Below are 19,058 nucleotides of genomic sequence, written 5' to 3'. Positions count from 1 at the left end.
GCCGGGAGGACAAGAAGATGGCCGCGAAGAGCAGCGCGAACGACATCGCGGACGACGATCTGGAACCACTCGCCGACGAAACCGCCCGTCAGGCGCAGCGCGTCGTCGCGGCCTACGCGGAGGATGCCGACGAATGCCGGATGCTGCTGTCGATGCTCGGCATAGCACCCAATTCTCGGGGCGAGTAGCCACCGACGCGACGTCAATGGAGCCGTCGAGTATCCGATAACTTCAAGCGGGAACAGCGACGCGCAAAGGATGCGTGAGTGGACCAGATGACCCAACAGCCGTCCGACGACTCCGAACACGCCATTCCAGAGCCACCATCCGAAACCGACACCACCGTGGTCCCCTCGCCGCTGGCCGAAGCGAACGGAGCGGGCTCCGGCTTCGTCGTCGTCGCCAATCGGCTCCCGGTCGACCTCGAGCGACTGCCCGACGGCTCCACCCGATGGAAGCGCAGCCCGGGCGGTCTGGTCACCGCGCTGGAGCCGGTGCTCCGCAATAACAAGGGGGCCTGGGTCGGCTGGGCCGGTGTTCCGGATGTGGATATCGACCCGATCATCGAGGACGGCCTGGAACTGCATCCGGTGCCGCTGTCCGCGACCGAGGTCGCCGACTACTACGAGGGCTTCTCCAACGGCACGCTGTGGCCGCTCTACCACGATGTGATCGTGCGCCCGGTCTACGACCGCGCGTGGTGGGCCGCCTACGTCACCGTGAACCGGCGCTTCGCCGAGGCCACCGCAAAGGTCGCCGCCGAGGGCGCCACCGTCTGGGTGCAGGACTATCAGCTGCAGCTGGTGCCGAAGATGCTGCGCATGCTGCGCCCCGATCTCACCATCGGATTCTTTCTGCACATTCCGTTCCCGCCGGTCGAACTGTTCATGCAGATGCCGTGGCGGACCGAGATCATCGAGGGCCTGCTCGGTGCCGACCTGATCGGCTTCCATCTGCCCGGCGGCGCGCAGAACTTCCTCTACTTGGCGCGCAGGCTGGCCGGACAGCCCACCTCGCGCGGTACCGTCGGCGTGCGCTCCAAACTCGGCGTCGTGCAGGTCGGCTTCCGGACCGTCCGGGTCGGCGCATTCCCGATTTCCATCGCATCGGCCGAACTCGATGAGCATTCGCGCCGCCGCTCGGTGCGCGAGCGGGCCGCGAAAATCCGTGCCGAACTCGGCAATCCGAAAAATATCCTGCTCGGCGTCGACCGCCTGGACTACACCAAGGGCATCGATATCCGCCTCGCGGCGCTGGAGGAACTGCTGCTGGAGGGCAGGCTGGATCCGGCCGAAACCGTCATGGTGCAGCTGGCCACCCCGAGCCGCGAGCGGGTGGACAGCTATATCCAGATGCGCGGCGATATCGAGCGTCAGGTCGGGCGGATCAATGGCGAATTCGCCAGGGTCGGCTATCCGGTCGTGCACTATCTGCACCGCCCGATCCCCCGCGACGAACTCATCGCCTTCTTCGTGGCCGCCGACGTCATGCTGGTGACGCCGCTGCGCGATGGCATGAATCTGGTCGCCAAGGAGTACGTGGCCTGTCACAGCGGCCTCAACGGCGCTCTTGTGCTGAGCGAATTCACGGGCGCCGCAGCGGAATTGCGACAGGCCTACCTGTGCAATCCGCACGACCTCAATAGCGTCGAGGATGCCGTGGTGTCCGCGCTCGAGGACGATCGCGATACCCGTCGCCGCCGGATGCGCTCGCTACGCCGTCAGGTGCTGGCCCACGATGTGGACCGCTGGGCGCGGGCGTTCCTGGAAGCCCTCGCTCAGGGCCAGGTCGCGGGCAGCGCGCTGCTCACCGACGACGATGTGTTCCCGGAAGAGCGTGCGCCACGGCGCTGACCCACCACGACGGAGCGAGTCGTCGCACGCTAGAGCTCACAGGAATCACCCAGCTAAGGTCCAGACAGTTCCCAGTCGATTGCCGGACTATGAAGCAATGAGTGGTGTGCCTGCGGAGACTACGCCCGAGGCTCGGGTGCTGGTGGTGGACGACGAGCCGATGATCGTGGAACTCCTATCGGTGAGTCTGCGCTACCAGGGCTTCGCCGTGGATACCGCCGTCGACGGAGCACAGGCATTGGACAAGGCGCGCAGCTTCCGGCCGCAGGCGCTGATCGTCGATGTGATGATGCCGGGGATGGACGGCTTCGGACTGCTGCGGCGCCTGCGCGCCGACGGCATCGACGCGCCGGTGCTGTTCCTCACCGCACGCGATGACGTACAGGACAAGGTGGCCGGACTCACCCTCGGCGCCGACGACTACATCACCAAACCGTTCAGCCTCGAGGAAGTGGTGGCCCGGCTGCGAGTCGTGCTGCGCCGCTTCGGTCATACCGCCCCGCAGCGCGAGAGTTCGCGAATTCGGTTCGAGGACATCGAATTGGACGACGACACCCATGAGGTGTGGAAGGCGGGCGAGCCGGTTGCGTTGTCCCCCACCGAATTCACCCTGCTGCGGTACTTCATGGTCAACGCCGGCACGGTGCTGAGCAAGCCGCGCATCCTGGATCATGTGTGGCGCTATGACTTCGGCGGTGAGGTGGGTGTGGTCGAGACCTATGTGTCGTATCTGCGCAAGAAGGTCGACACCGGCGATCAGCGATTGATCCACACCCTGCGTGGCGTCGGCTACGTAATGCGCGCGCCCAATCGCCGCCCGTCCGAGAAATGATCACCGCCAGCATCAATCGGACCCGTCGCAAGCTGGCACGCGCATCATCGGCGGTACCGCTGCGGGTGACCCTGGTACTCGCGCTCGTACTGCTGTCCGCACTCGGACTATTGGCCTCCGGCATGGTGGTCACCTCCGCATTGGAGAACTCACTGCTGCATCGCACCGATCAGCAGCTTCGCGAGGCGGTCATGGTGTGGTCGCGGCCACGACCGCCGAGCCCGGCGAATCCGCCGCATCCGTCCAGCACCTTCTATGTGCGCATCGAACCGACTCCGGGTGGCAACAGCACCGCCTACCTCGAGACCAGACCGTTCAATGTGGAGGCCGATCCGGAATTGCCGCGCCTGCCCGATGTGCGGCCGACCACGGACCCACCGGGGAGCCGAGTCCTCACCAAACCGATGACCGTCGCCTCCAAGGACGGCGCGACGGTCAAATGGCGGACCATGACGGCCGTATCGGCCGATACGACGACAACGGTCGCCATGCCGCTCACCGAGAACATCGACACCGTCAACCGATTGATCATGTTGCAGTTGGTCGTCGGCGCCGCGGTACTCGCCGCGCTGGCGGTGCTCGCCTACTTCGTGATCCGCCGCAGTCTGCGCCCGCTGCGCGCGGTCGAGAAGACCGCCGCCGCCATTGCCGCCGGTGATCTGCATCGCCGAGTTCCGGTGCGCGGCACCAATACCGAGGTGGACCGGCTGTCCCAATCGCTCAATGGCATGCTGGCACAGATCCAGCGGGCCTTTGCCGCGACCGAAGCCTCCGAGGCGGCGGCGCGGCATTCCGAATCGAAGATGCGCCGCTTCGTCGCCGACGCCAGCCACGAACTGCGCACTCCGCTCACCACCATTCGCGGCTTCGCCGAACTGTATCGCCAAGGCGCCACCGCGGATCCGGCGATGTTCATGGACCGGATCGAGCGCGAGTCGCAGCGGATGGGCATACTCGTCGAGGACCTGCTGATATTGGCGCGCCTGGATGCGCAACGCCCGCTGGAACAGGACCCTGTCGACCTTCTCGCAGTTGCCAGCGATGCCGTGCACAGCGCCCGTGCGGTCGCGGCAGCAACATCGCAGGAGGGCCCGCCGCGCCGCATCGAGCTCGAAATCAACTCCGGCGAAGGCACATTGGAGGTCATTGGCGATGACGCGCGGCTGCGCCAAGTGCTGGCAAATCTGCTCAACAATGCCCTCATCCATACACCGCAGGACGCCTCGGTTACGGTGCGGCTGACACCCGCCGCGGACGAGATCCTGATCGAGGTCGCCGACACCGGCCAAGGCCTGCCCGCCGACGAGGCCGAACGCATCTTCGAACGCTTCTACCGCACCGACACCTCCCGCGCCCGCGCCAGCGGCGGCAGCGGCCTCGGCCTGTCCATTGTGCAAGCACTGGTCGTCGCCCACAACGGCACCGTTACCGTGACAAGCACCGAGGGCAAAGGCACCACCTTCACCGTCCGCCTGCCCCGCGAAACAGCTGAGCGCCAGTGATGCCCCGACTCCGCTCACACCCAGTCAACACACTGCAGTGACAACACACGCCGTAGATCCGTCGGGCATCCAGGTTGTCCACCGGTGTGGTCAGTCGTCGTAGTCGCTGGGCCAAAAGATCATGGCGACAACGATCGCGAGCAGCAGAGCGACGACGAACACGAGTCCGACCTGCGCGCAGTGCGGTGTCATCGCGCTCGCCCTGCTCGATCTTGCGAATCAATGACACCGAGACGCCAGTGGACTCCGCAAGCTCTCGCTGGGAGAGCCCGCGCCGTTTCCGAACCGACTGGAGCCGTCGCCCGAGGTCCACGCCTCCAAGGCTAGGGGCTGCCTCGGCATGCCGCACGGAGACGCTGGCTAGATAGGCGTAACCGCCGAGACGAGCCAGTGCCCGCCATCCTTGTCCAGGCTCACCTTCACCCGGCTGGTGCTGATATTCGCCTGCGGCGCATCCTTGCTCGTAGTCACCTGATTCAGGTACAGCAGCACCACCGCGTGCGCGGATTCGGCGGAGACGACACCGCTGGCCTGGGTGGTGGCCTGGACGTTGAGTTCCTTCTCCTTGGCGCCCGGCGCGATGGCCTCCCGGATCAACTTCAGGTAGTCGTCGCGAAAGCTACCGGTGAGACTGTCCGCCGCCTTGGGCAATTCGGCGTCCACCGTCTTGAAGTTGTAGGTGAACATCGCCTCGACGGTGCGCTGGGCGGCGGGCACCGCCTGGGTGCGCGCCTGTTCGCTCTTGCGATCGTTCCAGTACTTGTATCCGGTGACCCCGCAGATCGCCGCCAACGCAACAATGACGAGGGCGACTGCCGATGCCATCAGAACTACTCGCCTGCGCCCACCCGTCACCCGACCGCCATCTTTCACCGAATCGTTGCTCGATGCTGCGTTCATGCTACGAACTCCACCTGTGAGGCGGTGATCCCGTTATCGCCGCGGGTGACGGTGACCCGGAATCGGTAGTACCGCGTCTGCGGATCCGCCATGCCCGCATTGGTCAGGGTCTGCTTGGCGGCGACCAGCACGCGCGCCGAATCCCCGTCCTCGCTCTCGATGGCGGATTCGATGATCTCGCCGGTGGCCTTCACCTTGGCCTGCTCGACCACACTCGCGTAGGCGTCCTTGCGCTGCGCGTATTCGGCCTTGAGTTCGCCGGAGGCCACCGAGAGGACACGATCGATATCGGCCTTGGCGGTGTCGTCCTTGATGGTGGTGAGATTGAGGATCGCCTGCTTGGCGGTTTGCGTATAGTCCGCGCGCCGCGCATCGCGCTCGGAGGCGCTGTGCAGCTGGTAAGTGAAGAATCCGGTGGATACGACCAGCACGATCGCGATGAGCGCAGCCGCGGCGGCCCCGGCGACCAGCAACCAGCGCGGCGGGCCGGACTTCGGCTCGGCATCGACCGCATCGGCCACGCTGGGGATCTCCAGTGTGTTCACGGGTTCGGAATCCGCTGCCTTGCTCGCGCTTTCCGCGGCGTCGCGCGCGCCGTCGGCGACCGGCGCGGCCTTTTCGGCCTCGACCGTCACATCGACCGTGGCCGCCTTGGACAGCTCGATCCGCTCGGGGGCGTCCGCGCCGTCCTCGGCCTCGAGTTCGAGGGTGTCCGGCGGCGGGCCCGCCGAACGCACCGCACGTCGCCGGATCCGACTCCTGACCACACCGGATTCACTCATGGCTGCACCTCGCTACGCTCGGCTCCGCCATGAGCGAAGCACCCTGTGTCGATGATTCGCTCGCTGCGCTCACTCATTGTTGCTGCTCCTGAAGCATCGCCTGCCAACTCGACGGTATCGTGCCGGATCCGTCCTTTCCGATATCCCCCTGACGGTACGTGCGTCCGTCCGGTCCCATGAACGTCCCGCTGCCTGGATCCAATGTCGTACTGTGCGCCGCCGGATGGGTCGAGCCCTGGTCACCGATCGGGTCGCCGGACGGCGTCACCGGCTGCGGCGCGCCGAACGGCGGGTTATTGCCTTCCGGCACATAGCCGACCGGGTCGCGGCAGAGCTCCGGTGTCGGCGCCCGCTTGCCCGGCACCTCCATACACGGCGTATTGCGGATACCGCGCACCGCTTCCTTGGCGTTCTGCGCCACCTTGCAGTACAGGCCGGGCGGGGTGTCCGGGGCGTCGAGCAGGGCCGGTGACCGGCGCTGCTCCGGTGTCAGGAAGCCGGTGGTACAGCCGGGCGGATCGTTGAGTTCCAGGTGGAAGTCGACGACGACGCCGTAGTCGACCGGTCCGCGGATGACGGTCAAAAAGGCGGCGGTCAGCGGCGGATAGACCACCAGGATCTGTTCCAGACCGGCGTGGTAGGTCACCCCGACCTGACCGATGCTGACCAGGTTCGACAGCAGGATCGGCAGTGTCGGCCGCAGATCCTGGAACAGCGAACTCACCTGCTGTGCCGCACCGGGAGTCTTCTCGATGAGATTGCGCAGCGACGGATCATGGGCGCGCAGTTGGTCGGTGACCGTTGCCAGGTCACGGGTCCAGGACCGGATGGCGGCATCGGACTGGTTCTGCGTGTCCAGCAGCGGGCCGATCTTCTCCAGCAGATCCTTGGTCGGCTCCACATTGGCCTGCGCCTCCTGCACCAGCAGCGATGCGGAGTCGATGAATTTCTGCAGATCCGGTCCGGCGCCGTTGAACGCCTTGAACGCATCGTCGATCACCTGCCGCAGCTTGGTGTCGGCGATACTGGCCAACAGCCGGTCGGAGCGATCGAGTACCGAACCGATGTCCTCCGGCAGCCTGGTGCGATCCACCGGAACCACGGAACCGTCGGATAGGTTGCCGCCCTTGGGATTCGAGACCGGAACCAGATCGACGTACTGTTCGCCGATGGCCGAGACGCTGCGCACCCACGCGTCGACATCGGAGGGGATCTTGTAATCGCTATCGATGGACAGCTTGGCGTCCACGCCCTCCGGGGTGAGCCGAACCTCTTCCACCTTGCCGACATTCGTGCCGCGGTAGGCGACATTGGCCGTCGGATACAGCCCGCCGGTGGCGAGTAGCTTGACCGTCACCTCATACCGGCCGATGCCGAACATGGCGGGCAGACCCACATAGGTGCCGCCCATCACCACCAGTCCGATCACCGTCAGCACCGAGAAGATGGTCAACTGGATCCGGACGAAGCGCGTCAGTTTCATCGGCCCGCACCTCCCTGTCCGGCGGGCGGAACGGTCAGACCAGGAATCGCGGGCAGACCCGGAATCGGCGGCAGCCCAGGGATACTCGGCGTCGGCGCCGGGGTCGCGGTCGACGGCTGCAGCGGCGCCGTCGCCGGATCGCTATTGCCCTCCGCGGAACCGGCCAGCCCGCCGAGCGCGCCCTCGACCCCACCGAACCGACCGCCGAGCGGGGTGCCGGTCAGGAAGTTCGAATCCAGCCGCTTACCCGTGAGATCGACGGTCATGAGCAGGTTCATGTAATCGCCCTTGACCGCGTTGTCGAGATTCTTCATCGGGAACGGGAAGGTGAATATCAGCCGCATGACCTCGACGAGGCTGTTCCCGGTGCTGGCCAGGGTCTCCAGCACCGGTGCCAGATTCCGCAGATTCACCTTCAGATCGTCCCCGCCCTGGGTCAGGATCCGCTGCACCACATCGCTCAGATCACCAAGGGCGGTAATGGTATTCGTGATGTTCTCGCGGCGGTCGGCGAGCACGGTCAGCGCCGGGTGGATCTGCTCGATGGCCGCGGCCACCCGATCCTTCTGCTGGGCCAGCGTGCCCGCGAACCGGTCGAGTCCGCCCATCGCATCGATGATGTCCTTGGTCTGGGTGTCCAGCGTGGTGGTCAGCTGGGTCAGCTGCGGCAGCAGGTCCCGGATCGCATCCTGGCGGCCGGTGAACGCGGCATTCAGTTCATGGGTGATGGTTTCGAGCTGGCTGATACCGCCGCCGTTGAGCACCACCGACAGCGAGGACAGTGTCTGCTCGGTGGTCGGATAGACACCGGCCCGGTCCAGTGGGATCACATCGCCAGCCTTCAGCTCACCCTGCGGGGGCACATCTTTCGGCGCGGCGAGTTCGAGGTGATTGCTGCCCAGCAGGCTGGTCTGCCCGATCTTGGCGGTCGAGTTGGCCGGCAGCTTCACATCATGTTTCAGGGTGACGGTGACCAGCGCGTGCCAGCCCTCCACCTCGATCTTCTGTACCGTGCCGACCGTCACGTCATTGACGCGGACCGGCGAATTCCGGGTCAGCGTGGTGACATTGGGCATCTGGATCTTGACCTCATAGGCGTTCGGATCATTTCCGGCCGCACCCGGCATGGGCAGCGAGTTGAGTCCGTCCCACTGACAGCCGCTCACTCCGAGCGCAATGGCCACGCCGATCGCCGCACCGGCCAGCCGCATCCCTCGGCGCCGCATCATCGCCCTCCTCCCGGAATGGCCAGTCCGGCGATACCGTTCGGCACGGTGACCGGATTCGACTCCGCGACCGGGTCGGCACTGGGCCCGCTCGCGGCCAGACTCGGCGGACTGTAGACCAGCTGGTGCGGGAACGCGGTCTGGTTGGAGACCGGATTGGCCAGCAGCGGCGGGTAATTCATCATGAGCTGCTGGATCACCGGTGCCAGGTACTGCCTGCACAGGGCGGCGCTCTGATCGGATCCGTTGGCCTCGTTCGCCTCGACCGCGCCGCAGAGGAAGGCGAACGGATTGGCGAAGTTGGGTGCGACGACCGCGCCGGTGAGACTGCCCTGGGCCGGATCGTAGATCTGATAGAAGTTCACCAGAGCTGTTGGCCCGGCATGCAATATCTGCTCGAGCTGAGGCCGCTTATCCGCGAGGTTCTGGGTGACCTCGGCCAGTCGCTGCACACCCTCGGTCAGCGCACCGCCGCGCTCATCGATGAACCGCTTGACATCACCGACGGCGATATCCAGATTGTCCAGCCCGGCACCGAGATCACCGGAAACATTCGCCAGCACCGACGATACCGAGGCCAGCCGTCCGCCGAATTGCACGATCTGATCGTTGCTCTTGGACAGCACATCCACGAACTGCTGCAAATTGCGGATGGTGCCGAACAGATCGGTGCGCCCGTCCGACAACGTGCTCAGGGTGTGCGACAGCTCGCGCAGGGTATCGCGCAGCGCCTGCGCGTTGCCGTTGCCGAGATTGTCGGCGGCGGTGTTCACGAACCGCCCGAATGATCCTTGCTTGTCATCCCCGACCGGACCGAGCGTCGTTGCCAGCTTGGACAATTCGGTCTTGATGTCATCCCATTCGACCGGAACGGCGGTGTGCTCGATCGGAATCACGCCGCCGTCACCCAACTTCGGACCACGGGTGTAGGCGGGCGCCAACTGGATGAACCGCGCCGACACCAGCGACGGCGAAATAAGGACCGCCCTGGCATCCGCCGGAATATCGATACCGCGGTCCAGCGTCATCTCGACCCGAACCTTGTCCTTGCCCGGCTCGATCGAGTCGATGCGGCCGACCTTGACCCCGAGCACGCGCACGTCGTCACCGGCGTACAAACCGTTCGTGGCCGGGAAATACGCGGTGACCGAGGTCTTTCCGATCCGCGACACCAGGGTCCATCCCCCGACGACGACCAGCGCGGCGATGACGGCGAGGGCGAGCCCCCGCGCCCACGGCGGCGCGGTACGAATGGTGCGTAGGGCGTTCATCGCGGGGGCTCCTGAATCGCGGGCTCGATCGACGGCAGCGCGGGATCGGTGAGGTAGGCGCGGAAGGAGTCCGGCACATGCTGCGGCCACACCAGTGCGTCGACCAGAATTTGCAGGCCGCGCGTGGTCGCGTTCGAGACATAGGCCTGGAAGTACGGACCGCTGCCGACCTGTTCGCCGAGCGCGGCCGCGAACGGGCCGAGTCCGTCGAGAGCCTTGGACAGGTTGTCCTTATTCGACTGCAGCAGTGCCAGCACCGAATTCAGCCGGTCCAGGGTGGGTTTCAGCTGTGCCTCGTTATCGTTGACGAATCCGCTCAGCTGTTGGGCCAGCCCGTTCACGTACACGATCAACTGGCTGAGCGCGCCGCGCCGCCGGTCCAGTTCACCGAGCAACGCATTGCCGTCGACCAGTAGCGCGTCGATCTGATTACTGCGATCGGCCAGCACCTTGGTGACATTCTGGGCCCGGCCGAGCAGATCGGTCAGCGCCTTGTCCCGGGCGTTCAGGCTGCGTGAGAGCTGGGTGACGCCATCGAGGGCCGACCGCAGTGGGGCCGGGGTATCGGCGAAGGTCGCCGACAGCGCGTCGAGGGTCTTGTTGACCTGATCCATATCCAGACCCTTGACGGTATTCGACAGATCGCCGAGCGCGTCGGTGAGCGAATAGGGCGAGGTGGTGCGGTCCAGCGGAATCGTGTCGTCCGGTCGGGTCGAACCGCTGCCCGACGGCGTCACCTCGAGCGACTTGCGGCCGAGCACCGTATTCGTCTTGATGGCGGCGCTCGTCTTATTGCCCAGCACGATCGATTCGTCCAGGGTGAACCGGACGTAGACCTTCGCACCGTCCAACCGCACCTGCTCGACCCGTCCGGAGCGCACCCCGGCGACCTGTACATGGTCACCGGGCACCAGCCCGCCCGCATCGGCGAAATACGCGGTGTAGGTCGCGCCGGAGCGGATGAACGGCAACCGGTCGACCTGCAGGGCCGACAGCGAGATCGCGGTGGCGAGGACAATGCCGATGATGCCGAGGGAGACGACGCGTGATCGGGTTTCTTTCATCGGTTCTTCGCACACCTTCCCGTTGTCTGCAAACCGGGCAGGGTGATGTGCATCGGCTTACCGTCGGGACCGTCGACCAGGAAGTTCGTGCCGCATATATACATGTTCAGGAACGATCCATACGCACCGATCCGGACCAGCTTCTTATAGGTATCCGGCAGCCGATCCAGCACCCACTGGATGTTGTCGGATCCATCGTCGAGGGTGGCGGCGAGGGTGCCGGCCTGCTCGAACGTGGTCTTGAGATCCGGTCGTGCCTGTTGCAGCAGATCGGTCAGATCCCCCGTCGCGCCCGCGATCCGCGGCAGCGCCGCGCCGATCGGATCCTTATCGGCGGCCAAACCGCTGACCAGGCGCTGCAATTCATCGAGTGTGGTGCCGAACTGCTGATCGCGCTCATCGATCGTGGTGAGTACGGTCTTCAGATTCTCGATCACACTGCCGATCAACGCATCTCGGTCAGCCAGGGTCTTACCGAACGATCCGGAGCTGTTCAGCAGCGCGACCAGCGTGCCGCCCTGCCCTTGGAAGACCTGCAGCAGCGCCTCGGTCAGATCGTTCACCTGGGCCGGATCCAGGCCGCGCAGCAGCGGCCGGAAGCCGCCGAGCAGCATATCGAGATCGAGCGCGGGTGCGGTGCGGTCGAGTCCGATGGTGCCGCCCTTCGACATCACCTGAGCGGTACCGGGCCCTTCCATCAGTTCGAGATACCGATCACCGACCAGGTTTTCGTAGCGGATGGTCGCCTTGGTGCTGGTGTAGAGCCGATACTTGCTGTCCACGTCGAAATCGACATGCGCGAGATTGTCCTTGCCGACATGCACCCCGGTTACGGAACCGACCGGTACACCGGCGATGCGCACCTTGGCACCGTCCAGCATGCCGGACGAACTGGTGAACACCGCGTGATAGCCACTCTCCCTGGCGAATCGCATCTGGCCGAACACCACCACCAGCCCGGCCAGGACCAGCGTCATCACCACCGTGAAGATCGTCAGCTTGATGGTTGTCGCGCGCGCTTTACTGTTCACAGCTGCCCCACCCCCGGCAATCCGGCGAACAGGATCTGGAACACCTTGGGCCCGTTTACATGTGGCGCCGTCGACGGCGTCCACACATGACCCTCGGAGGTATCGGTGACCACGTAGTTCGCGTGGCTGTCCGGCACCCGGTCCAAAACGCCTTCGCAGTGCGGCCCGCCCGTGGCATTGACCTTCGGCAGATCCTGCGGGTACTGGTAGGGATCGGCGCCGGGCATGAAACTCGCATTCAGCGGCACCGCATCGAATCGCCCACCGAAGATGTCCTCACCGAGCGGGAGCACATTGGCCAGACCGACGACCAGGCAGTACAGCGCGGGTTTGTAGTCGTTGAGCAGCTGGGTGGTCGGGCGCAGCAGATCCAGCGCGGTCACCAGCGGCTGTTCGTTCTCACGCAGCACCGAGCCGGTGGTGTCGGCCAGCCCGATCAGATTGGCCAGCATCGCATCGACGTTCTCCTGCTCCTCGACGATCGTCCTGGCCGTCACGGTCGCGTTATCGGTGGTGCGCAGCAGATCCGGCACGGTGTCGGCGTACAGGTTGGTGACGCCGGTCGAGGCGACCAGATCCCGTTGCAGCGCGGGCAAACTCGGGTTGATATCGCGCAGGTAGGCATCGCTGCGGGCGAGCAGATCACCGAGCTTCTCGCCGCGCCCCTGCAGCGCGGTGCCCAGCGCCGACAGGGTGGCATTGAGCTTTTCCGGCTCGATCTTCTGCAGGACATCGGTCAAATGCTGGAACAGCGTATTGAATTCGACGGTCACCGACTGGGCCGTGACGGTCGCACCCGGCTTAAGCGAGGTGGACGAGGCCTGTTCCGGCACAATGAAATTGATGTATTTGGCGCCGAATACGGTGGTGGACTTGATATCCACGGCCGCATTGGACGGAACCATTTTCAGCAGTTCGGGATCCATTGCCAGCGTGAGCCTGGCGCCATCGCCGGTCTGCTTGATTTTCGAGACCCGGCCGATCTCCACCCCGCGAATCTTCACCTTGGCGTCGGGGTCGAGCACCAGACCGCTACGCGGTGCGTCGACCGTGACGGAAACCGTCTTGGTGAACCCGCCGAAGAACATGACCATCGCGACGGACACGATCGCGACCAGCGCGAGCACCATGCCGAGCCCGGCCAGCTTCAGCCCCAGCCCACCGCGCAGTGCCACGCCGAGGCCGCTTCCCGATTGCTTCGTTGCCATACCGCTCTACCCGGAGAGATGGAAGTTGCCGGAGGTGCCGTAGATGGCCAGCGAGATCAGCAGCGTCACCGTGACCACCGCGACCAACGAGGCCCGCACCGCATTGCCGACCGCGATCCCCACACCGACCGGTCCGCCCGCAGCGTTGTAGCCGTAGTAGGTGTGGATCATCATGACCGCCAAGGCCATGAGGATCGCCTGGGCGAAGGACCAGAGGATGTCGCTGGGGATCAGGAAGGTGGAGAAGTAGTGGTCGTAGACGCCCGCGGACTGCCCGTAGATCACCACGGTGGCAAAGCGACTCGCGATGAACGAGCAGATGACCGCCAGCGCGTACAGCGGCACGATCGCGATCATGCCCGCGAGCACCCGGGTGCCGACCAGATATGGCACCGGCCGAATCGCCATGGACTCCAGCGCGTCGATCTCCTCGGCCACCCGCATGGCGCCGAGCTGTGCGGTCGAACCTGCGCCGATCGTTGCGGCCAAACCGATTCCGGAGATCACCGGCGCCGCGATGCGCACATTGATGAATGCCGAGAAGAAGCCCGTCAGTGCCTCGACGCCGATATTGCCGAGCGAACTGTAACCCTGCACCGCGATGGTGCCGCCGGTGAACAGCGTGAGAAATCCGACGATGACGACCGTGCCACCGATCACGGCCAAAGCGCCTGTGCCCATGCTGATCTCGGCGATCAATCGAATCGTCTCGGTCCGATAGTGCAGCAGGGCGCGCGGGATGGAACCGATCGTCTGCGCATAGAACACCGCTTGTTTACCGACCGAATCGAGTGAGTCCGAAAAACGACGCACTCGCCGCACGGTACGCGGGAACCGGGACTGGATTACGAATGCCATCGCCTCACCGCGCCGCGAACTTGATGCCGACGGCGGTGACCACGACGTTCACCACGAACAGGGCCATAAAGGCGAAGACAACGGTCTGATTCACCGCATCACCGACACTCTTGGGACCACCTTTGACATTCAGGCCGAGATAACAGGCCACCAATCCGGCGATCAGCCCGAACAAACCGGCCTTCACTTCGGAGATGACCAGTTCGGGCAGATGGGTGAGCAGGGTAATGCCATTGACGAAGGCACCGGGATTCACATCCTGCAGCAGCACCGAGAACAGGAAGCCGCCGACGATGCCGATGGTGGACACCAGGCCGTTCAGCAGCAATGCCACGAACATCGAGGCCAGCACCCGCGGCACGACCAGCCGGTGGATCGGATCGATGCCGAGTACACGCATCGCATCGATCTCCTCGCGGATGGTTCTGGCGCCGAGATCCGCGCAGATCGCGGTGGCCCCAGCGCCAGCGACGATCAATACCGTGACAATCGGCCCGACCTGGGTGACCGTACCGAATGCCGCACCGGCACCGCTGAGATCGGCGGCGCCGATTTCGCGCAGCAGGATGTTGAGCGTGAAGCTCACCAGCACGGTGAACGGAATCGCGACCAGCACTGTCGGAATGATCGAAACGCGGGCGATGAACCAGGCCTGATCAATGAACTCGCGCCCTTGGAACGGTCGTCGAATGCTGGCCCGCGCAACGTCGGCAACAAGTTCGAAAAATCCGCCAACAGCACGCAATGGCACGGCAAGGAGCTCGTTCATGCGCGATCCTCCTTGCTCATCCTGCTAGCACACCGCACGATGCCCCTCCTCGGCCGCATCGCCGCAACGATTAGAACACGTTCACATTGCCGTAGGAAGCTTTTTGCCACTTTCAAACAGCTCTTTTTGCTTGATTCGGCCTATGAATTTGCAACCTGTATCACTTCAGGATGACCTAACCCTTGTGAGGCGGGGCACACCTTGACTTCCATGTCTACCAACTGCCGAACTGGTGATCAACAGCTGGTCAGCCGCTCGATGGCAGCTGCCATCACTGAGCAACCCGACCATTGCAAGCTACCCGCAAGCAGTTGCTAGCGGTCGAGATCGGTCAGCGAAGATGCAGAAAACGTACGCCCGGCGGGGCGCTCAGCGAAGTAACCGCCGAGCGTGGCGGCAAGATCAGTGGAAGTCCACTGGTCACCGGCCGCATCGAAGCGCTGCTCGACCACCGGTGCGGCCATCAGCGCGACCATCGGCCCGTAGACCACGAACAGCTGCCCGTTGACCGCGTCGGCGGCGGGCGAGGCAAGGAAGGCGACCAACCGGGCGACATGTTCCGGCGCGAGCGGATCGATACCGCCCTCCGGTGCGGCGCTGAAGACCGCCTCGGTCATCGCGGTGCGCGCCCGTGGCGCAATGGCATTGGCGCGCACGCCGAAACGGGACAGCCCGCGCGCAGCGGAGAGCGTCAGCGCGGTGATACCGGCCTTGGCGGCGCCGTAGTTGGCCTGCCCCTCCGGGCCGAGCAGTCCGGCCTCGGAGGAGGTGTTGACGAGCCTGCCGTAGATCGGCGCACCCGCCGCCTTGGACTTGGCCCGCCAGTAGGCGCCAGCATTGCGCGACAACAGGAAATGACCGCGCAGATGTACCGCGATCACCGCGTCGAAGTCCTCATCGGACATGTTGAACAGCATCCGGTCGCGAGTGATGCCCGCATTGTTCACCACGATGTCGACGCCGCCGAATGCCTCCTCGGCGGTGCTGATGAGCGCATCGGCGGTCGCGCGCTCGGCAATGCTGCCCGCGACGAACTCCGCCTTGGCCCCGAGTGCCCGGATATCGGCGAGGGTCTCGGCCACCGCATCCGATTCCGACAGATCGTTGACCACCACCGACGCGCCCGCGCCCGCCAGGGCGAGCGCCTCGGCCCGTCCCAGTCCAGCGCCGCCACCGGTAACGATGGCCACCCGGCCCGCGAGACTCACACCGTTGTTGTCTGCATCACTCACGGGGCCGACTCTAGAACGTGTTCCTATTTACGGCAAGCGCCCGTCACTGCAGCCGGAGGGCCGCTTTGGGGCACTGAGCAACCGCGTCGCGGACATCATCGAGCCGATCCTCCGCCACCTCACCGACCAAGATGTGCAGCTGATCGTCATCATCGAGTTCAAAGACGTCGGGAGCGATTCCGACACAGATTCCATTGGCTTCGCACTGGTCCAGATCGACACTGACCTTCATGGCTACTCCTTCACTGATGCTCTGCTCGAAGCCTAACAACACGATCTGATGTCGTGCGTCGTCATCGACCACATTCGGTGGCAATACTGGAACATGTTTCAGTTCATATGCAATGATCGGTTAACCGACATCGAACGAAGGCTCTGCTGTACCCACTCCGCAAGCTCCGTCGGCTGACCATCCCCCATCCGCTATACCCACCCCGCCGACTCCGCAAGCTCCGTCGGCTGACCATCCCCCAAGAGGTACTGCCATGCGCATTGCGTACACGCCGCAGCAGGAACAGCTCCGTGCGGAGCTGCGCGACTACTTCGCGCGGCTGATCACCCCGGAGCGCCGAGCCGCGCTGAGCGCGACCACCGGCGAGTACGGGCACGGCAACGTCTACCGCGAGGTGGTCCAGGAAATGGGCCGCGACGGCTGGCTCACCCTGGCCTGGCCCAAGGAGTTCGGCGGGCAGGATCGCCCGACCATGGATCAGCTCATCTTCACCGATGAGGCGGCCATCGCGGGCGCACCGGTGCCCTTCCTGACCATCAATTCGGTGGCGCCGACGATCATGCATTACGGCAGCGAGGAGCAGAAGAAGTTCTTCCTGCCCAAGATCGCCGCGGGCGAACTGCACTTCTCCATCGGCTATTCCGAGCCGGGCGCGGGCACCGACCTGGCCAGCCTGCGCACCACGGCGGTGCGCGACGGCGACGACTACGTGATCAACGGCCAGAAGATGTGGACCAGCCTGATCGCCTACGCCGACTATGTATGGCTCGCGGTCCGCACCGATCCGACTGCCAAGAAGCACAAGGGCATCAGCATGCTCATCGTGCCGACCACGGCCGAGGGCTTCTCCTGGACCCCGGTGCACACCATGGCCGGACCGGACACCAGCGCCACCTACTACCAGGACGTCCGGGTCCCCGCCAGCTCGCTCGTCGGCCAGGAGAACGGCGGCTGGGCGCTGATCACCAATCAGCTCAACCACGAACGCGTCGCCCTGACCTCCGCCGGACCGCTCACCGTCGCGCTGAACCAGGCCACCGAATGGGCCCGCGATACCAAGGCGGGCGATGGTTCCCGGGTGATCGACCAGGAATGGGTGCGGCTGAATCTGGCCAAGGTGCAGGCCAAGGTCGAGTACCTGAAGCTGCTGAACTGGGAGATCGCCAGCCGGGCCGATGCGGGCGGCGATGCCGCGCCGCGGCCATGGGACGCCTCGACCTGCAAGGTCTACGGCACCGAACTGGCCACCGAGGCCTACCGCCTGCTGATGGAAATCCTGGGCCCGCAGGCATATCTGCGCCAGGACTCCCCCGGCGCGGAACTGCGCGGACGGTTGGAGCGGTTCCACCGCGCCGCGCTGATCCTGACCTTCGGCGGCGGCACCAACGAGGTCCAGCGCGACATCATCGCCATGACCGCACTCAAGCAACCCGCCGCGGCACGCTGAGCTGTATTCAATCGCGGTGCTCCCGGGGCCCTACGTGGTCACCCAAGCCACCGCCTCCGGGCCCGTCGCTCGCACCGCAGAAAGCAGGTAGACACCATGGATTTCACACCCACCGAAGCTCAGCTCGACCTGACCCGCCTGACCGCCGAGGTCTGCGCCAAATTGGTCACCGCCGACCGGATCCGCGAACTCGACGCCGAGGGCCGCTTCGATGAGCCGCTGTGGCAGTCCCTCGCCGAGACCGGCGTGCTGGCCGCCGCATTGCCCGATTCGGTGGGCGGCGGCGACTTCGGCGCACTCGAGCAGAGCGCCGTGCTGCGCGAACTCGGCAAGCATGTCGCGGCGGTGCCGTACCTGTGGTCGATCGTGGTCGGCGCGGGCGCGCTCGCACAATTCGGCTCGGACACCCAGCAGGATTGGGCGCGCCGGGCGGCCGATGGCAGCGTCATCCTCACCGCCGGGCTGGCCGAGGAACACAATTGGGAGCCGACCAAGCCGACCACGGTGGCACACGAGGCCGATGGCGGCTGGCGGCTCACCGGCGCCAAGACCACGGTGCCCTACGCCGACCGCGCGGCCCGCATCCTGATCCCCGCCACCGTTTCCGGAGCTCCGGCCCTGTTCCTGGTGGATCCCGCCGATGCGACGGTCAAGGTGACCGCCCAGAACGTGGTGGACTTCAGCGCCGAGTTCGGCGTCGAATTCCACGACACCCCGGCCGAATTGGTCGCGACGGTGGCCTCCGGCGCGGAGATCCTGGACTGGATCCTGACCCGCGCCTGGCTGGGACTGAGCGCTCAGCAATTGGGCACATTGGAACGCGCACTTGAGCTGGTCGCCGAATATGCCCGCGAGCGTGAACAATTCGGCAAGGCCGTCGGCAGCTTCCAGGCCGTCGCCCAGCGCCTCGCCGACGCCTACATCGATGTCCAAGGTCTGCGACTGGCGGTCACCCAGGCCGCCTGGCGGGTCTCCGAGGATCTGGCCAGCGCCGAAGCGGTGCACACCGCCAAATTCTGGGCCGCCGATGCCGGACATCGGGTGGCGCACACCGTGGTCCATGTGCACGGCGGCGTCGGCATCGACCGCGACCACATCGTGCACAACTACTTCACCGCCGCCAAACACAATGAATTCGCCCTCGGCGCGGCCACCGACCACCTGCGCGCCATCGGCGCACTCCTCGCGGAAACCCCTGCCTGACCCAGGATTGCCGCACCATATCGGCCCGCCGGACCTGCCGCCGGCGGGCCGATCGGTGTGCCGACGCACCTGTGTTGAACAGCCCGTTCGCGCTAGTATTACGTAATACGCGTATTACAGATACGACTCCAGGAGGATCCTGTGCTACTCAACAGCAAGGGCCAG

Annotated in this window: 18 protein-coding genes and 1 pseudogene; 6 read left to right on the top strand and 13 right to left on the bottom strand. The window is 65.2% G+C overall.

All coding sequences use genetic code 11. The features are described from left to right. Positions 1 to 17: 17 nt before the first annotated feature. From ABZW16_RS31045 to ABZW16_RS31030, 4 genes are all read left to right on the top strand, one after another. The gene (locus ABZW16_RS31045; RefSeq protein ID WP_354959641.1) at positions 18 to 188 is read left to right on the top strand and encodes a hypothetical protein; all 171 of its coding nucleotides are present in this window, start codon (positions 18 to 20) and stop codon (positions 186 to 188) included. 78 nt (positions 189 to 266) lie between these two features. Beyond that, on the top strand, positions 267 to 1,853 hold the full coding sequence (locus tag ABZW16_RS31040; protein ID WP_354959640.1) for a trehalose-6-phosphate synthase: 1,587 nt from the start codon (positions 267 to 269) through the stop codon (positions 1,851 to 1,853). Between the two features lie 97 nt (positions 1,854 to 1,950). Further along, entirely contained in the window at positions 1,951 to 2,685 is a 735-nt protein-coding gene (locus ABZW16_RS31035; protein ID WP_354959639.1) for a response regulator transcription factor, read from the top strand. Beyond that, the gene (locus ABZW16_RS31030) at positions 2,682 to 4,187 is read left to right on the top strand and encodes a HAMP domain-containing sensor histidine kinase (RefSeq protein ID WP_354959638.1); all 1,506 of its coding nucleotides are present in this window, start codon (positions 2,682 to 2,684) and stop codon (positions 4,185 to 4,187) included. Before ABZW16_RS31035 ends, ABZW16_RS31030 begins: the two co-directional genes overlap by 4 nt. A 202-nt stretch (positions 4,188 to 4,389) precedes the next feature. On the opposite strand, the pseudogene ABZW16_RS31025 reads toward ABZW16_RS31030, so the two are convergent. From ABZW16_RS31025 to ABZW16_RS30965, 13 genes and pseudogenes are all read right to left on the bottom strand, one after another. Then, positions 4,390 to 4,500: pseudogene (locus ABZW16_RS31025) on the bottom strand (helix-turn-helix domain-containing protein); the annotation flags it as partial. A 47-nt stretch (positions 4,501 to 4,547) separates the two neighbouring features. After that, positions 4,548 to 5,087 (bottom strand): h domain protein, encoded by a 540-nt coding sequence (locus tag ABZW16_RS31020; RefSeq protein WP_354959637.1) that lies wholly within the window; start codon positions 5,085 to 5,087, stop codon positions 4,548 to 4,550. Then, the gene (locus ABZW16_RS31015) at positions 5,084 to 5,869 is read right to left on the bottom strand and encodes a hypothetical protein (protein WP_354959636.1); all 786 of its coding nucleotides are present in this window, start codon (positions 5,867 to 5,869) and stop codon (positions 5,084 to 5,086) included. The genes ABZW16_RS31020 and ABZW16_RS31015 overlap by 4 nt, the downstream gene beginning before the upstream one ends. A gap of 73 nt (positions 5,870 to 5,942) precedes the next feature. After that, positions 5,943 to 7,352 (bottom strand): MlaD family protein, encoded by a 1,410-nt coding sequence (locus tag ABZW16_RS31010; RefSeq protein ID WP_354959635.1) that lies wholly within the window; start codon positions 7,350 to 7,352, stop codon positions 5,943 to 5,945. Then, the gene (locus tag ABZW16_RS31005) at positions 7,349 to 8,578 is read right to left on the bottom strand and encodes an MCE family protein (protein WP_354959654.1); all 1,230 of its coding nucleotides are present in this window, start codon (positions 8,576 to 8,578) and stop codon (positions 7,349 to 7,351) included. The genes ABZW16_RS31010 and ABZW16_RS31005 overlap by 4 nt, the downstream gene beginning before the upstream one ends. Then, positions 8,578 to 9,849 (bottom strand): MCE family protein, encoded by a 1,272-nt coding sequence (locus tag ABZW16_RS31000; protein ID WP_354959634.1) that lies wholly within the window; start codon positions 9,847 to 9,849, stop codon positions 8,578 to 8,580. Before ABZW16_RS31000 ends, ABZW16_RS31005 begins: the two co-directional genes overlap by 1 nt. Continuing rightward, positions 9,846 to 10,913 (bottom strand): MCE family protein, encoded by a 1,068-nt coding sequence (locus tag ABZW16_RS30995; RefSeq protein WP_354959633.1) that lies wholly within the window; start codon positions 10,911 to 10,913, stop codon positions 9,846 to 9,848. Before ABZW16_RS30995 ends, ABZW16_RS31000 begins: the two co-directional genes overlap by 4 nt. After that, positions 10,910 to 11,944, bottom strand: coding sequence for an MCE family protein (locus ABZW16_RS30990; RefSeq protein WP_354959632.1), 1,035 nt, complete (start codon positions 11,942 to 11,944; stop codon positions 10,910 to 10,912). Before ABZW16_RS30990 ends, ABZW16_RS30995 begins: the two co-directional genes overlap by 4 nt. Then, positions 11,941 to 13,152 (bottom strand): MCE family protein, encoded by a 1,212-nt coding sequence (locus ABZW16_RS30985; RefSeq protein ID WP_354959631.1) that lies wholly within the window; start codon positions 13,150 to 13,152, stop codon positions 11,941 to 11,943. The genes ABZW16_RS30990 and ABZW16_RS30985 overlap by 4 nt, the downstream gene beginning before the upstream one ends. A gap of 6 nt (positions 13,153 to 13,158) precedes the next feature. Further along, complete coding sequence (locus ABZW16_RS30980) at positions 13,159 to 14,010, bottom strand: ABC transporter permease (protein WP_354959630.1); 852 nt, start codon at positions 14,008 to 14,010, stop codon at positions 13,159 to 13,161. 4 nt (positions 14,011 to 14,014) lie between these two features. Next, positions 14,015 to 14,779: an ABC transporter permease gene (locus tag ABZW16_RS30975; RefSeq protein WP_354959629.1), complete on the bottom strand. Its 765-nt coding sequence runs from the start codon at positions 14,777 to 14,779 to the stop codon at positions 14,015 to 14,017. Between the two features lie 314 nt (positions 14,780 to 15,093). Further along, positions 15,094 to 16,011, bottom strand: coding sequence for a 3-oxoacyl-ACP reductase (locus ABZW16_RS30970; protein WP_354959628.1), 918 nt, complete (start codon positions 16,009 to 16,011; stop codon positions 15,094 to 15,096). Between the two features lie 43 nt (positions 16,012 to 16,054). After that, positions 16,055 to 16,243 (bottom strand): ferredoxin, encoded by a 189-nt coding sequence (locus tag ABZW16_RS30965; RefSeq protein WP_354959653.1) that lies wholly within the window; start codon positions 16,241 to 16,243, stop codon positions 16,055 to 16,057. 253 nt (positions 16,244 to 16,496) lie between these two features. On the opposite strand from ABZW16_RS30965, the gene ABZW16_RS30960 reads away from it, so the two are divergent. Together ABZW16_RS30960 and ABZW16_RS30955 are read left to right on the top strand one after the other, a co-directional pair. Then, complete coding sequence (locus tag ABZW16_RS30960) at positions 16,497 to 17,690, top strand: acyl-CoA dehydrogenase family protein (RefSeq protein WP_354959627.1); 1,194 nt, start codon at positions 16,497 to 16,499, stop codon at positions 17,688 to 17,690. A gap of 96 nt (positions 17,691 to 17,786) precedes the next feature. Further along, positions 17,787 to 18,893 (top strand): acyl-CoA dehydrogenase family protein, encoded by a 1,107-nt coding sequence (locus tag ABZW16_RS30955; protein ID WP_354959626.1) that lies wholly within the window; start codon positions 17,787 to 17,789, stop codon positions 18,891 to 18,893. Positions 18,894 to 19,058 lie beyond the last annotated feature (165 nt).

It is taken from the genome of Nocardia sp. NPDC004604 (assembly GCF_040609795.1).
Lineage (GTDB): Bacteria > Actinomycetota > Actinomycetes > Mycobacteriales > Mycobacteriaceae > Nocardia.
Note: the sequence above shows the minus strand (reverse complement) of the source record. Positions and strands in the feature narration are given on the sequence as shown.